The organism is Halorubrum sp. GN12_10-3_MGM, from assembly GCF_005435235.1.
GTDB lineage: Archaea > Halobacteriota > Halobacteria > Halobacteriales > Haloferacaceae > Halorubrum > Halorubrum ezzemoulense.
Genome location: NZ_SGUB01000003.1, coordinates 200,750 through 215,507, shown reverse-complemented (window position 1 = coordinate 215,507; position 14,758 = coordinate 200,750). Strand labels below are relative to the sequence as shown.

Genomic DNA, 14,758 nt, shown 5'->3' with positions numbered 1-14,758 from the left:
ACGGCGCGAACCTCTCGGCCGGTGGCCTTTTTACTCCGCCGCGTCCTTCCCCGGTCGCATGACCACCGAGTCCGCGCTGGCCGACGGGGTCCGGGAGGCGCTTTCGGTCGACGCCGAGGCGTTCGCCGAGCGCGCGGCCGAGGAGGCCGAGATCGTCAAACAGGAGCTACGCGACGGCTCCTTCGACAACCACCAGTCGATCGTCGGCTTCGAGTACGAGTTCTACGCGGTCGGCGACGGCCGGTGGAGCGAGGAGTCCCGGGCCGGCGAGTACGCGCTGATGCGCGTGCCGCGCCGCCTCTTGGAGCTGATGGGCTTCGAGAAGGAGCTGGGGCTCCACAACGCCGAGATGTCCACGAGCCCGCAGCCCCTCTCCGACCACGGGCTCCGCGCCCAGCTCGCCGAGGTCCGCGCCCGACTGGAGGCCGCAGAGAACACCGCGGGCGTCGAGGGGATGCGCCTCGTCTCCGACGGCCTCTGGACTATCCCGCCGGCGGGCGAGACCGCGGAGGGATACCTCACCGACAGCGTCGCTGTCGACGGCGTGGTGGTCGCGGTCAACATGAGCGACGCGGTCCGGTACCACGCGATGGCGAACTCGCGCCGAGACGACCTGAACGCCACCGACGCGAACGGGGGCGCCGCGACCGACGCCGAGGAAGAGCCGGTCGTCACCCTCGACGCGCCGGGCGTGTCGCTGGCGGCGGAGACGGTGATGCCCGAGAGCCTCATCACGTCGATCCAGCCCCACTATCAGGTGGCGCACGCCGAGACGCTGCCGCGGCACTTCCGGTACGCGCTTCGGATCGCCGGCCCCCTGCTGGCGCTCGGCGTCAACTCGCCGTTCTTCCCGCCGGCGCTGTACGACGACGGCTGGGACGGCGAGCGTGTCCTCGCCGAGGGGGCGACGGAGAACCGGGTCCACGTCTTCGAGTCCGTCCTCAACGCGCGGACCGACGCCGACAAGGTCCGGTTCCCCCGGGAGTTCCGCGACGTCGAGACAGCGGTCGACCGCATCGCGGCCGACGAGACGCTCATCCCGATGCCGGACCCGGGCGGCAGCGATCGCTTCGACGACGACTTCGCGACGTTCCGGACGAAACACGGCAGCTACTGGCGTTGGGTTCGCCCCGTCTTCGAGGGGGCGAGCCGCTCGGCCGCGAACGCCCGGATCGAGTTCCGGCCGATCCCCGGCCAGCCCACGGTCCGCGACTCCATCGCGTTTCAGGCGGCCTTCGCTGGGCTGATGCAGGCGCTCGCCCAGCACGAACACCCCGTCATCGGCCTCGAGTGGGAGACCGCGCGCGACAACTTCTACGCCGCCGTCGCCGACGGGCTCGACGCCGACATGGAGTGGATCGACCGCGACGGCCACCGGACGACCGACTCGGACGCGATGTACGCGGACCTCCTCGATCACGCGGAGGCCGGGCTCCGGACCGCCGGCTGCGCGGACGACGAGGCCGCGAAATGGATCGCGCCACTGCGGTGGCGCGTCGCGAACCGCACGACTCCGGCGAGCTGGAAGCGGGACCGCGTCCGCGCCCGACTCGACGACGGCGACGACTTTGCGACCGCGGTGGTCGACACCCAGCGCGAGTACATCCGCCAGCAGGCCGACGCCCTCATCGACGGCGGCTTCTCGGCGTGGACGGACGGGGAGTGACCGCCCCCGTGGTCGCCCGGCGACGCGGGAGCCGGACGGCGCGACCGCGACACAGTACAGTTATCGGTCCGCCGCGTCACGCGGCCGTATGGACGAGCTGATCGCCGCGGCGCGCGAAGCCCTCGACGCCGCCCACGTCCCCTACTCCGAGTACCGCGTCGGCGCCGCGCTCCGGACCGCCGACGGCACCGTCTACACCGGCTGTAACATCGAGAACGCGAACTACTCCAACAGCCTCCACGCCGAGGAGGTTGCGCTCGCGGAGGCGGTGAAGAACGGGCACCGCGAGTTCGACCGGATCGCGGTCTCGTCGGGCGTCCGCGACGGGGTCACCCCCTGCGGGATGTGCCGGCAGACGCTCGCGGAGTTCGCGGCCGACGACCTCGTCGTCGCCTGCGACGAGGGCGACGACGCGGTCACGGAGTACACGCTCGGGGAACTGCTCCCGAACACGATCAACGAGGGCACGCTCGACGACGCGAGAGAGGACTGACGCGAGGGAGGACTGACGCGAGGGAGGACCGACGCGAGAGAGGACTAGATCGGCGGGAGACCCGTCCGGCCGAGACGGAACTACTTTTAAACGGCTCGCCGAAGGGCGGAGACATGACCGACGACAGCGAGGACCCCAACGACGAGGCCGGATACCACGTCGAGGCCGCGCCCGACGACGTCGCGGACGCGGTCCTCCTCCCCGGTAACCCCGAGCGCGTCGACAAGATCACCGCGCTGTGGGGCGACCACGAGGAGGTCGCGCGCCACCGCGAGTACCGCACCGCGACCGGCAGCTACGACGGCGCCCCGATCTCGGTCACCTCAACCGGGATCGGCTCCCCCTCGGCCGCCATCGCCGTCGAGGAGCTCGCGCGCGTCGGCGTCGACACGTTCATCCGCGTCGGCTCCTGCGGCGCGATCCAGCCGGAGATGGACGTCGGCGACCTCGTCATCACCACCGGCGGCGTCCGGCAGGAGGGGACGAGCGACGAGTACGTGCGCGAGGACTACCCGGCGAGCGCCGACGGCGAGGTGGTCTCCGCCCTGGTCGCGGCCGCCGAGCGGCTCGGTCACGACTACCACACGGGCGTCACGATGAGCGCCGACTCCTTCTACGCCGGACAGGGGCGACCCGGGTTTGAGGGGTTCGAGGCCGCCGGCTCCGACGAGCTCGTCGCGGAGCTTCAGGACGCGAACGTGAAGAACATCGAGATGGAGGCGTCGGCCATCCTCACGGTCGCAAACGTGTACGGGCTCCGCGCCGGCGCGGTCTGCTCGGTGTACGCCAACCGCGTGACCGGCGAGTTCCGGACCGAGGGCGAGTCGCGCGCGGCCGAGACCGCGAGCCTCGCGGTGAAGCTCCTCACGCGGATGGACGAGGTGAAACGCGAGGCGGGCGCGGACCGCTGGCACGCCGGCCTCTCGCTGTAGCGGGCGCTCCGGCCGTCACGCTGTTCGCTGCCGAGCGCGGGCGTTCCAAAGCGACTTTACCCACGGACCGCGGAGCGGCAGGCATGAGTACACAGGTCGTGGTCGTCGGCTCCGGGTACGCCGGCGCAGGGGCGGTGAAGGCGTTCGAAGACGAGGTCGGCGAGGGCGAGGCCGAGCTCACGTGGATCTCGGAACACGACTACCACCTCGTTCTCCACGAGGCCCACCGCGCGATCCGGAACCCCGCGGTCGAAGACAAGATCACGATCCCCGTCGACGAGATCAAGTCCCCCGAGTCCGACTTCGTCCAGGGCCGGGTCGTCGACGTCGACACCGACGAGCGCGCCGTCGAGACCGACGACGGCACGACCGTCGACTACGACTACCTCCTCCTCGCGGTCGGCTCCACGACCGCCTTCTTCGGCATCGAGGGGCTGAAGGAGAACGCCCACCAGCTGAAGGGGCTCGACGACGCGAAGGCGATCCACGAGGACGTCCGCGAGGCGGCCGCCGACGCGACCCGCTCGGACCCGGCGCAGGTCGTCGTCGGCGGCGCCGGCCTCTCCGGCATCCAGACGGCCGGTGAGATCGCCGAGTACCGCGACAAGCACCGCGCCCCGCTTGAGATCAAACTGGTCGAGGGGCTCGACGAGGTGTTCCCCGGCAACGACCCGCAGATCCAGGGGGCGCTCCGCCAGCGGCTGGAGGACGCCGACATCGAGATCCTCACCGGCGACTTCATCTCGGAGGCCGACGAGGGGGCTGTCTACCTCGGTGGCGGCGAGGACGAGGAGCCGGAAGAGCTCGGCTACGACGTGCTGATCTGGACCGGCGGCATCACGGGCCAGCCCGAACTGGACAACGTCGAGGTCGAGAAGGACGACCGCTCGAACCGCGTCCACGCCGGCTCCGACTTCAGCACCAGCGACGACCGCGTGTTCGCCATCGGCGACACCGCCCTCGTCGAGCAGGGCGACGACGACGTGGCCCCGCCGACCGCGCAGGCCGCCTGGCAGGCCGCGGAGGTCGCGGGCGCGAACCTCGCCCGCGCCGCCCGCGGCGCGCCGCTCCGCTCGTGGACCCACGAGGACAAGGGGACGGTCATCTCGGTCGGTGAGGAGGCGGTCGCTCACGACGTGATGGGGATGCCGATCAAGACGTTCGGCGGCACGCCCGCGAAGCTGCTGAAGAAGGGCATCGCCACGCGCTGGATCGCCAAGGTCTCCTCCGCGAGCCGCGGCGTCAGCGCGTTCGGCGACATGTGAGATCGGCCGACGCGCGGTAGCGACGCGACTCTCGGCTTTCGATCCTCGGCTCGGGTCGGCGACGACTCAAACGCTGTTCTCCGTCGAACGACCTCCACGGCGCAACGAAACAGCGGCTCTCGCAGTCAGTGTTCGGCCGGCTCGTCGGGGGCTCGCATATCGTCGATCCGCAAGATGAGAATGTTCGCGGTGTCGTCTTTCCCGTCGACCGTCCCGTCGATGACGAGCTTGGAGAGCGGCGTCGGTCCCACGGCGACGCTGTCGCCCTCGTGGAAGTCGCGGACCGAACCCTGAACGTGGATCTCGGCGCGGCACAGCTCGGGGTGGTGGACGCTGGAGAGGTCGATCCCGTCGACGTTGACCCCCTCGACCTCCTCGCTCTCGTGGTAGATCGGGACGTTCGCGGGCTCGTCCATGCGCTGGATGTCGAGCGCCTCGTACGCGTTCGAGGTGGGTTTGTAGCCGCCCTTCGGGCCGGGTACCCCCTCGACCAGCTGGAGGGCCTTGAGGCTCTGCATCTGGTTCCGGATCGTCCCGGGGTTGCGGTCGACTTCCTCGGCGATCGCCTCGCCTTTCACGGCGTCCTCTCGTTCCCCGTACAGGTTGATGAGGGCCGAGAGGATGCTTTTCTGGCTCGAAGTGAGCTCGATCGATGACATGGTGCGGAATACACCGCGCCCCCGCTTAAATGCGGTGGAACCCATTTATAAACGATCGTGTGGAATCGTCTCGGCGGCCGGAGACCGTCGGTTCGGGCCGGTTCGGCTCACCCGCCGCGTAGCCGCTTCATCCGCACGTACGCGAGCGGGCTCGACAGCGCGACGACGACGCCGACGCCGATCAGCGCGACGCCGAAGTCGACGGCGACGAACGAGACCGCGGCGCCGACGAGCCCGATCGCCGCGCCGGTGAACGCGACCGCGATGGTCGCGCCGATCGGCTCGATGTCGCCGGGGTCGACCGAGCGGGGATCGGGACTGCTCATGGGCGTCCGTGGCGGCCCGGGCGCAAAACGCTGTCCGATCCGGTCGGTCGGATTCGCTCGGACCGCGGTCGGGCGGATCCCGCCCCGTCGGCTCGACCCGGCCGCCGATCCCCACCATTCAAGCGCCGCGGCGTCGCGTAGCCGGTATGACCACGGTCAGGATCATCGGCGCGCCGACAGACTACGGGGCGAACCGACGCGGAGTCGACATGGGACCGTCGGCGATCCGGTACGGCGGGCTCGCCGACCAGCTCGCCGGCGCCGGCGTCGAGACCGTCGACGCGGGCGACCTCCACGTCCCCCGGGCCGAGGAGCGCGACCCGGACGCGGACGCGCCGAGCGAGGGGGAAGCGAAGTTCATCCGCGAGACGGAAGCGGTCTGCCGGCGGCTCGGCGACGAGGTCGCCGCGACGCTCGCCGACGGCGAGGTGCCGCTGGCGCTCGGCGGCGACCACTCCATCGCCATCGGGAGCCTCTCCGGGTCCGCGCGCGACGCGGACGTCGGCGCCGTGTGGTTCGACGCGCACGCGGACCTCAACACGCCCGCGACGACGCCCTCTGGCAACGTCCACGGGATGCCCCTGGCGGCGGCGCTCGGGATCGGCGAGTTCGCGGACACCGAGTGGGCGAACGCGCCGGGGCTCTCGCCGGAGAACGTCGCCTTGGTCGGGCTCCGCTCGGTCGACGGGGCGGAGGCGGAGCTGATCCGCGACCGCGGCTTCGCGGCGTACACGATGTCGGACATCGACGAGCGGGGGATCACGGCGGTCACGGAGGAGGCGCTCGAGGTCGCGTCCGCGGGCGTCGACGGGATCCACGTCAGCCTCGATCTGGACTGGCTCGACCCCAACGCCGCGCCCGGCGTCGGGACGCCCGTCCGCGGCGGCGTCACCTACCGCGAGGCGCACAGCGCGATGGAGATCGTCGACGAGACTGACGCGCTCCGGTCGATGGAGATCGTCGAGGTGAACCCGACCTTGGACCAGCACAACGAGACGGCTGAGCTCGCGACTGAGCTGGCGGCGAGCGCGTTCGGGAAGCGCGTCTTGTACTGAGAGGCCGGGGTCAGACGCCTCGGTCGAGCTGTTCGACGACCTGCTGGAGGTCCGCCTCGGACTCGACCTCGCCTTTGATCTCCTCGCGGCGGCGCACCGCGGCCGAGTCGGCGTCGTACGCGCGGACGAACTCGGCGCGGGTGTGCTCGTCGAACGCGTGCCGGATCGCGAAGTAGCCGTCGGGGACGATCGTGCCGCACACCTTACACTCGTGGCGCTGGTGGTCGTTCGTCTGGTGGACGATCGCCGCCTCCACGTCGTCGAAGGCGGCGTCGCAGTCGCCGATGCCGCACGTCCAACGAGGGGCCATACCCGGACTCTCGCCCGAGGGGGATTAACGGTTTCCCAACTCGGCGCGGGCGCGCCGGGGGGTCGACGGGGGTCGGCACCGCGGGTTCACCCCCGCGGTCGCGGCACCGTCGTCGTCGAACGATACCCATTTGCGCGGGCGCGACGACCGTGCGACCGTGACCCGATCGAGAACGCGCGTCGACGCCCACGTCAAGATACTCGACGACGAGGTCGTCGCCCGGGCGAAGGCGCGCGACATCGACGCGCTCGTGTACGCGCCGCACTTCACGCGCCTCCCGACGATCAGCGAGCGTGCGGCCCGGTACACCGACGACGAGCTGACCGTCGTCCCCGCCCGCGAGGTGTTCACCGGCGACTGGGGGAACCGGCGACACCTCCTCGTCCTCGGACTCTCCGATCCCGTCCCCGACTACATCACCTTCGAGGGAGCGATGGCCGAGTTCGAGCGGCAGGACGCGGCCGTCCTCGTCCCGCACCCCGGGTTCGCCACTATCTCGCTCACGCGACCCGAAGTCGACGCGCACGCCGCCCGGATCGACGCGGTCGAGACGTACAACACCAAGCTGCTCCCCCACCAGAACGCGCGCGCCCGCCGGACCGCGACGGAGACCGGCTGCGCCGGGTTCGGATCCTCGTACGCCCACCTCCCCGGCACGGTCGGCGAGGCGTGGACGGCCTTCGAGGGCGACCTCGACGACGCCGAGGCGGTCGCCGACGCCTTCCGCGAGCGACGCCCCCGAACGGTGATCCACCGCGGCGGACTGGGCCACCGGCTCCGCGGGCTCGTGGAGTTCGCGCACCTCGGCTACGAGAACACGTGGACGAAGCTCGACCGAATGTTCCTCTCCGGTAACGAGCCGACCCTCCCGTCGAACGTCGCATACGAGGGGCGATTCGACGACGTGAGCGTCTACGAATAGCGGCCGTGCGAGCGTCTCGGGGCGGCCCGGATCCCGATCGGCTTCCCGGTCAGAGCCCGAAGCCCGCCGCGGCCTCCGACGCCGCGGACAGGTCCAGGTCGAGGCTGACGACGTAGGTGTGAATCGCCCAGAACGCCGTCAGCTCGACCCCGGTGATGACCACCGTGACGAGGTCGGCGTACTTGCTGCTCGTCGTCACGCCGCTCGGCATTCCGAACTCACGGTCCGAGAACGGGTGGAACAGCGCGATGCCGCGTCGGCTGCCGACCACGTCGAGGACGTAGTGGGTCAACACGCCGATCCACACGTACTGGAGGTTGCCGAAGACGATCGGATACGCGAGGAACACCGCGAGCACGGGGAGGCTGTGGAGCGTCTTCCGGTGACGGCCGAAGGCGGTGTCCACGTCGGGGAACAGCGCCCCCAACACGACGGGGACGGTGATCTCGGCGACGGTCGTCGCGGTCGCCGCGTCGAGACCCGGTTCGACGATGAAGCCGAGCCCCAGGGCAAGCAGCAGGCCGTTGAGGACGTGGCCGCGTTTGTTCATGTCTCTGCGTGTGCGGGTCGGCAGGTCAAACCACCGGATCCGGGCGGCGTGCCCGGAGAGGATCGCACCGCCTCGCCGTCGGCCGGGGTCCACTCACGAGCCGAAACGCTCCCGGGCCGAAAGAGCCACGGCGGGCGCGTCCGACCCGACCGTATGGAGTACGAGGAGCCGAAGTTCTTCCACGTGATGCAGTACGCCGCGGCCGCCGACGGCGACGTCATCGACATGGTGAGCGGCAACCCCGACTGGGAGCCGCCCGCCGCGCTCCGAGAGGCCCTCCGCGAGTACGCCGACCTCCCGCCCGCCGACTTCCAGTACCCGCCGAGCGACGGGCTCCGAGAGCTCCGCGGGGCGATCGCCGAGCGCCGGGGCGTCGACCCCGAGCGCGTGGTCGTCACGAACGGCACCGGCGAGGCGAACTACCTCGCGATGGCCCGGGCGCTGGACCGCGACGCTGGTGACGAGGCGCTCCTGATGGACCCGGTGTACCCGTACTACCCCGGGAAGACGCACCTGCTCGGCGGGGAGCCGACGCTCGTGCCCACGGCGCGCGACGGCGGGCTCGACGTCGACGCGATCCGCGAGGCGGCGAGCGAGGACACGGCACTCGTCGTCCTCAACACGCCGAACAACCCGACCGGCGCCGTCTACGACCTCGACGCGGTCCGCGAGGTCGTCGAAATCGCGGCGGCCGTCGACGCGCTCGTCGTCGTCGACGAGGTGTACGATCGGTTCGATCTCACCGGCTCGTTCGAGTCGGCGCTGACGCTGGACTCCGAGCGCGTCATCGTCACGAGCGGCTTCTCGAAGTCGATGGCTATCACGGGCTTCCGCGTCGGGTACGGGGTGTTCCCCGAGGCGCACGTCGGCGACGCGAAGACCCGACACATGCTCGTCAACGTCACCGGGGCGCGCCCCTCTCAGTACGCGGTGTACCACGCGCTCGAAGAGACGCCGTCCGACTACTACGCCGCGTCGCGCGACCTGCTCGCTGACCGCGTCGACGCGTTCGCCGCCGCCCTCGACGCGGCGGGCGCGGAGTACGGCCGCCCGGAGGGCGCCTTCTACGTCCTCGCGCGCTTCGACGGGTTCCCCGGCACGATGGCGAACGTCAAGCGCCTGATCGACGAGGCCGGCGTCGCCGGGATGCCGGGCGAGGCGTTCGGCACCGCCCGCGACGAGTGGATCCGGTTCGCGCTGGTGACGCCCCGAGCGACCGAGGCGGCTGAGCGGCTCGCGGACTACTTCGACGGCGGCCCCGCCGACGCGGGCTGAACCGTTCCCACGACTCCGCCGTATTCAAATACGCGCGCGCAGACCAACGCGTATGGAGCAGATCGACGACCAGTACGCGCCCGCGGACGTCGAGACCGCGGTCGACGAGTACTGGGACGACCACGACGCCTACGAGGCGGCGAAGGAGGCGCACGCCGACGATCCGCCGTTCTTCTTCGTGGACGGCCCGCCGTACACCTCCGGGCAGATGCACCTCGGGACCGCCTGGAACAAGACGCTGAAAGACGCCGTCATCCGGTACAAGCGGATGACCGGCCACCGCGTCACCGACCGCCCGGGATACGACATGCACGGGCTCCCGATCGAGGTGAAAGTCGAGGAGGAGCTCGGCTTCGAGAACAAGCGGGACATCGAGGAGTACGGCATGGAGCCGTTCATCGAGAAGTGTAAGGAGTTCGCCCTGGAGAACCGGGCGGCGATGGACGAGGACTTCAAATCCATCGGCGCGTGGATGGACTGGGACGACCCGTACGAGACCATCTCGCCGGAGTACATGGAGGCCGCCTGGTGGGCGTTCTCCGAGGTCGCCGACAACGGGCTCGTCGAGCAGGGGAAGCGGTCCATCTCGCAGTGCCCGCGCTGCGAGACCGGGCTCGCCAACAACGAGGTCGAGTACGAGGACGTCGAGGACCCCTCCATCTACGTGAAGTTCCCGCTCGCCGACCGCGAGGGGAGCCTCGTCATCTGGACGACGACGCCGTGGACCATCCCCGCGAACACCTTCGTCGCCGTCGACGAGGACCTCACCTACAACGCGGTCCGCGCGGAGAAGGACGGCGAGGAAGAGCTCCTCTACGTCGCCGCCGAGTGCGTCGAGGACGTGCTCGGGGAGGGCCGCTACGAGGAGTACGCGGTCGAGGCGGAGCTGACCGGCGACGAACTCGTCGGCTGGGCGTACGATCACCCGCTCGCCGACCACGTCGCCGACTACCCCGACTTCGAGGGCGCCGGACAGGTGTACGCGGCCGACTACGTGGAGGCCGACCGCACCGGCCTGGTCCACTCCGCGCCGGGCCACGGTGAAGAGGACTTCCACCGCGGCACCGAACTCGGGCTCGACATCCACTGTCCCGTCGGTCCGAACGGCGAGTTCGAGGCGGCGGCGGGCGAGTACGCCGGCCAGTTCGTGCGCGACGCGAACGACGACATCATCGAGGACCTCGTCGCCGACGGCCACATGCTCGCGCACGGCACCGTCGACCACAGCTACGGCCACTGCTGGCGCTGTGACACCGGGATCATCCAGCTGGTCACCGACCAGTGGTTCATCTCGATCACGGACGTGAAAGACGACCTCCTCGACAACATGGAGGAGTCGGAGTGGCACCCCGACTGGGCCCGGGACAACCGGTTCCGCGACTTCATCGAGGACGCGCCCGACTGGAACGTCTCGCGCCAGCGCTACTGGGGCGTCCCGATCCCGATCTGGGTCCCGGAGGACGCCGAGCCGGGGAACCTCGACGAGGACATGATCGTGGTCGGCACCCGCGAGGAGCTCGCCGACCGCGTCGAGGAGGATATCGATCCCGACTCGATCGACCTCCACCGCCCCGCCGTCGACGGCCTCACGATCGTCGAGGACGGGACGACCTACCGCCGCGTCGAAGACGTGTTCGACGTGTGGCTCGACTCCTCGGTCGCCTCGTGGGGCACGCTCGGCTACCCGAGCGACGAGACCGCCCACGAGGAGCTGTGGCCCGCCGACCTCATCATCGAGGCGCACGACCAGACCCGCGGCTGGTTCTGGTCGCAGCTCGGTATGGGGACGGCCGCGGTCGATCAGATCCCCTACGAGGAGGTGCTGATGCACGGCTTCGCCAACGACGAGGACGGCCGAAAGATGTCGAAGTCGGTCGGCAACATCGTCACGCCGGAGGAGGCCATCGAGCGCGCCGGCCGCGACCCGCTCCGCACCTACCTGCTCAGCCACGACCAGCAGGGCGTCGACCTCGCGTTCGAGTGGGACGGGCTCGGCGAGATCCAGGGCAAGCTCAACATCCTCTGGAACGTGTTCCGGTTCCCCCTCGAGTACATGGAGCTCGACGGCTACGACCCGGCCGACGCCGACCTCTCGGACGGCGACCTCGAACTCGTCGACGAGTGGGTGCTCTCCCGGCTCCAGTCCGTGGAGACGGAGGTCGCCGACGCGTGGGACGACTACCGCGTCAGCGACGCCGTCAACGCCGTCATCGAGTTCGTCACGCAGGACGTCTCGCGGTTCTACGTGAAGGCCGTCCGCGACCGCATGTGGGAGGAGACCGACTCCCCCTCGAAGCGCGGCGCGTACGCCACGCTCGCGACGGTCCTCGACGAGGTGATCCGGCTGCTCGCGCCGATCGCCCCGTACCTCACCGAGCGGATGTACCAGCGGCTCGACGGCGAGGCGACGACGGTCCACGCGCTGTCGTACCCCGAGCCGGACGCGGACCTGCGCGACGACGACCTCGAACGCGACGTGGCGGCCTTCCGCGACATCGAGGAGGCGGCCGCGAACGCGCGCCAGCAGGCTGGCCGCAAGCTCCGCTGGCCCGTGCCGCGCGTCGTCGTCGAGACCGACGACGAGACGGTTGCGGCCGCGGTCGACCGCCTCAAAGCGCTGATCGCTGACCGCGTCAACGCCCGCGACGTGGTCGTCACCGACGCCTTCGACGAACTGGTCGAGACCGCCGAGCCCCAGATGGCCGCCATCGGGCCGGCGTTCGGCGGGGACGCCCAGAAGGTGATGGAGGCGGTTCAGGGCGCGACCCGCGCCGAGGTCGAGGGCGGCGAGGTCGCGGTCGACGGCGAGCCCGTCGACCTCGACGACGAGATGGTCGAATACGTCGCGGAGCCGCCGGAGCACGTCTCCGGGGCCGACTTCGATGGCGGCACCGTCTACGTCGACACCTCGCTGACGCCCGACATCGAGTCCGAGGGGTACGCCCGCGACGTGATCCGCCGGGTCCAGGAGATGCGCAAGGAACTGGACCTCGACGTTGAGGCGCGGATTCGCGTCGGCGTCGCGGTCGACGACGACCGGGTCGCCGGCTTCGTGGACGAGCACGCCGATCTGATCGCCGGCGAGGTGCGCGCCGACGCGTGGCTCGACGACGCGAGCGACGCCGCCGACGCCGACGGCGGACTCGTCGAAGAGTGGGAGGTCGAAGGCGTCGCGGTCACGATCGGGGTCGAACCGGTCGCGTAACGGCCCCGACGGGCCGCGGCTTTCGCTTGACGCGTCGCGATCCTCGCCCGACGAGTCGGAGCTTTCGTCGACCGATACTGTGGGAACAATTCGCATCCCGAAACCTATAGGTGCGTTCTTTACTCACGGTCGAACATGGATGTCCGGGCGGCTCGCCCCGACGACGCGGAGGACCTGCGAACGGCGGTCTCACGAGCCCGCGAGGAGACGGTGTTCGACGACATCGGCGCGCCACTGCTCGACGTGTCCGCCGCCGGCGTCCGCGAGGCCGCCGCCGAGGCGGAGTGGTCGTTCCTGATGGAACACGACGAGGAGGGGCCCGTCGGGCTCGCCATCGCGCACCCGGATCCCGACGGGACGGAGGCCGAGCTACTGGCGCTGTGGGTTCACCCGAACCGCGCGGGCGAGGGCGTCGCGGCCGAGCTGCTCGCCCGCGTGGGGAGCGCGCTCGCCGACCGCGGGGTGAAAACGCTCCGCGCGACCGTCCCCTCGGACCGCCCCAGCGCCGAGGAGTTCTTCAGCGCGCACGGGTTCGCGCCTCGCGGGACCCGGCGGAGCCCGGCGGGCGACGAATCGATCGTCGTTGCGGACCCCGACGCGCTCACCTGAGAGGCGTCGACAGTCAAAACGAACCGCTTCTCGGCCGACTCACTTCAGCCGCTCTTGGAGGAACGAGGGGTGGGCCGCGGTGACGCCGTCGACGCCGAGCAGCTTTTCCGAGATGACGTCGCCGAGCTCGTCGCCGTCGCCGGCGCGGACCTCCGCCATCAGCATGTGATCGCCCGAGGAGGTGTACAGCGCCTGAACCTCGTCGAGCGACTTCAGATCCCGCGTGGCCTCCACGTACCGCCCCGAGTCGACATCCATGCCGACCATGGCGATCGACTGCGAAGAGAGCTTCTTCGGGTCGACCTCCGCGGAGTAGCCGACGATCACGCCGCGCTCCTCGAGGCGGTCGATGTACTTCCGCACCGTCGGTTTCGAGACGTCGGCTCGCTCGGCGATCTCCCCGCAGGACGCCTGTGCGTCCTCTTCTAACACGGAAAGGATCCGTTCCTCTGTCGATACAGTACTCATATGAGTACGTTTGTCACCAATGAAAAAAGACCTTGCGAATCAAAAAACGAACTCGCCGCGTCGTGAACGGCCGCCGGTCGGCTCAGGCGTGTTTGTCGAGGAACATGTCGTGGGAGCGTTCCCACTCGTAGTCGTCGTCCCAGTAGCGCTCGGCGAGCGGCTCCTCGGGCATCTCGCCGATCGAGCGCTTCTCCTCCCCGTAGGAGGGGCGGTCCTCGTCGACGTAGAAGCGGCCGGTGAGCACCTCGCCCTCGTAGAGGGCTTCCTCGGTCGTCCGCATCATCTCCTGGGCCTCGACGCGGTCCGTCATGTCGAACTCGTAGTCGTCGGAGTCGTTGACGTCGATGTACGGGACGTACTGGCGCGCGTCCTTGTTCCACGTCGGGCACTGCGTGAGGAAGTCGACGTGCGCGAACCCGTCGTGTTCGATCGCCTCGGCGATGATCTCCTTCGCCTGGTTCGGGTTCACTGCCGCCGTGCGGGCGACGTAGGAGGCGCCGGCGTTCAGCGACATCGAGAGCGGTTTGATCGGCTCCTTGGCGCTCCCGTGAGGCTGCGTCTTCGACTTGTGGCCCTTCGGGCTCGTCGGGGAGGTCTGCCCCTTCGTGAGCCCGAAGATCTCGTTGTTGAACACGATGTACGTCATGTCGTGGTTCTCCCGGGCCGTGTGGATGAAGTGGTTCCCGCCGATCCCGTAGCCGTCGCCGTCGCCGCCGGCGGCGATCACTTCGAGGTCGGGGTTCGCGAGCTTCGCGGCGCGGGCCACGGGCAGCGAGCGCCCGTGGATCGTGTGGAACCCGTACGTGTCGAGGTAGCTGTTCAGCTTGCCCGAACAGCCGATCCCGGTACACAGCAGGGTCTCCTCGGGCGTGCGCCCGACCTCCGGCAGCGCCTGCTTGAGCGCCTTCAGGACGCTGAAGTCACCGCAGCCCGGACACCAGGTCGGCTGCGGCTCGACGCCGGGGGTGTACTCGTCGCGGTCGATCTCTCGCTCCTCTCCGATTGCTGAAAACGTGCTCATTG

The 14,758-nt window shown here is 69.9% G+C and carries 15 protein-coding genes; 9 read left to right on the top strand and 6 right to left on the bottom strand.

What is annotated here, in order from left to right:
• Window positions 1-58: 58 nt before the first annotated feature.
• The 4 genes from EXE47_RS04185 to EXE47_RS04170 all read left to right on the top strand — a co-directional run bounded on the left by EXE47_RS04185 (window position 59) and on the right by EXE47_RS04170 (window position 4,356).
• Window positions 59-1,666, top strand: a complete 1,608-nt coding sequence (locus tag EXE47_RS04185) for a hypothetical protein (protein WP_049931175.1) — start codon at window positions 59-61, stop codon at window positions 1,664-1,666.
• 88 nt (window positions 1,667-1,754) lie between these two features.
• Window positions 1,755-2,159, top strand: coding sequence for a cytidine deaminase (gene cdd, locus EXE47_RS04180; RefSeq protein ID WP_049931171.1), 405 nt, complete (start codon window positions 1,755-1,757; stop codon window positions 2,157-2,159).
• Window positions 2,160-2,272: 113 nt separating this feature from the next.
• The gene (locus EXE47_RS04175; RefSeq protein WP_049931170.1) at window positions 2,273-3,091 is read left to right on the top strand and encodes a nucleoside phosphorylase; all 819 of its coding nucleotides are present in this window, start codon (window positions 2,273-2,275) and stop codon (window positions 3,089-3,091) included.
• An 83-nt stretch (window positions 3,092-3,174) separates the two neighbouring features.
• The gene (locus EXE47_RS04170; RefSeq protein ID WP_086216112.1) at window positions 3,175-4,356 is read left to right on the top strand and encodes an NAD(P)/FAD-dependent oxidoreductase; all 1,182 of its coding nucleotides are present in this window, start codon (window positions 3,175-3,177) and stop codon (window positions 4,354-4,356) included.
• A gap of 125 nt (window positions 4,357-4,481) precedes the next feature.
• Here the strand turns inward: EXE47_RS04170 and EXE47_RS04165 are convergent, their stop codons facing one another.
• Window positions 4,482-5,015 carry an Rrf2 family transcriptional regulator gene (locus EXE47_RS04165; protein WP_049931162.1) on the bottom strand — a complete coding sequence of 178 codons (534 nt, stop codon included), beginning with the start codon at window positions 5,013-5,015 and terminating at the stop codon, window positions 4,482-4,484.
• A 107-nt stretch (window positions 5,016-5,122) separates the two neighbouring features.
• Window positions 5,123-5,341, bottom strand: coding sequence for a hypothetical protein (locus EXE47_RS04160; protein WP_086220413.1), 219 nt, complete (start codon window positions 5,339-5,341; stop codon window positions 5,123-5,125).
• Window positions 5,342-5,487: 146 nt separating this feature from the next.
• On the opposite strand from EXE47_RS04160, the gene rocF reads away from it, so the two are divergent.
• Window positions 5,488-6,396, top strand: coding sequence for an arginase (gene rocF, locus EXE47_RS04155; protein ID WP_049931159.1), 909 nt, complete (start codon window positions 5,488-5,490; stop codon window positions 6,394-6,396).
• A gap of 10 nt (window positions 6,397-6,406) precedes the next feature.
• Here rocF and EXE47_RS04150 read toward each other — a convergent pair whose 3' ends face one another.
• Window positions 6,407-6,706, bottom strand: a complete 300-nt coding sequence (locus tag EXE47_RS04150) for a hypothetical protein (RefSeq protein ID WP_049931157.1) — start codon at window positions 6,704-6,706, stop codon at window positions 6,407-6,409.
• Window positions 6,707-6,836: 130 nt separating this feature from the next.
• On the opposite strand from EXE47_RS04150, the gene EXE47_RS04145 reads away from it, so the two are divergent.
• A complete protein-coding gene (locus tag EXE47_RS04145) occupies window positions 6,837-7,628 on the top strand; it encodes a PHP-associated domain-containing protein (RefSeq protein ID WP_086216110.1) in 792 nt (263 codons plus the stop codon).
• A gap of 49 nt (window positions 7,629-7,677) precedes the next feature.
• Here EXE47_RS04145 and EXE47_RS04140 read toward each other — a convergent pair whose 3' ends face one another.
• Window positions 7,678-8,178 (bottom strand): metal-dependent hydrolase, encoded by a 501-nt coding sequence (locus EXE47_RS04140; RefSeq protein WP_049931154.1) that lies wholly within the window; start codon window positions 8,176-8,178, stop codon window positions 7,678-7,680.
• 153 nt (window positions 8,179-8,331) lie between these two features.
• On the opposite strand from EXE47_RS04140, the gene EXE47_RS04135 reads away from it, so the two are divergent.
• From EXE47_RS04135 to EXE47_RS04125, 3 genes are all read left to right on the top strand, one after another.
• Window positions 8,332-9,453, top strand: coding sequence for a pyridoxal phosphate-dependent aminotransferase (locus EXE47_RS04135; protein WP_086220742.1), 1,122 nt, complete (start codon window positions 8,332-8,334; stop codon window positions 9,451-9,453).
• A 52-nt stretch (window positions 9,454-9,505) separates the two neighbouring features.
• Window positions 9,506-12,658: an isoleucine--tRNA ligase gene (ileS, locus tag EXE47_RS04130; RefSeq protein ID WP_089307887.1), complete on the top strand. Its 3,153-nt coding sequence runs from the start codon at window positions 9,506-9,508 to the stop codon at window positions 12,656-12,658.
• A 135-nt stretch (window positions 12,659-12,793) separates the two neighbouring features.
• Window positions 12,794-13,267 carry an N-acetyltransferase gene (locus tag EXE47_RS04125; RefSeq protein WP_049931147.1) on the top strand — a complete coding sequence of 158 codons (474 nt, stop codon included), beginning with the start codon at window positions 12,794-12,796 and terminating at the stop codon, window positions 13,265-13,267.
• Window positions 13,268-13,306: 39 nt separating this feature from the next.
• Here EXE47_RS04125 and lrpA1 read toward each other — a convergent pair whose 3' ends face one another.
• Together lrpA1 and EXE47_RS04115 are read right to left on the bottom strand one after the other, a co-directional pair.
• Window positions 13,307-13,735, bottom strand: a complete 429-nt coding sequence (gene lrpA1 / locus EXE47_RS04120) for an HTH-type transcriptional regulator LrpA1 (RefSeq protein ID WP_049931146.1) — start codon at window positions 13,733-13,735, stop codon at window positions 13,307-13,309.
• An 82-nt stretch (window positions 13,736-13,817) separates the two neighbouring features.
• Window positions 13,818-14,756, bottom strand: coding sequence for a thiamine pyrophosphate-dependent enzyme (locus tag EXE47_RS04115; RefSeq protein WP_049931144.1), 939 nt, complete (start codon window positions 14,754-14,756; stop codon window positions 13,818-13,820).
• Window positions 14,757-14,758 lie beyond the last annotated feature (2 nt).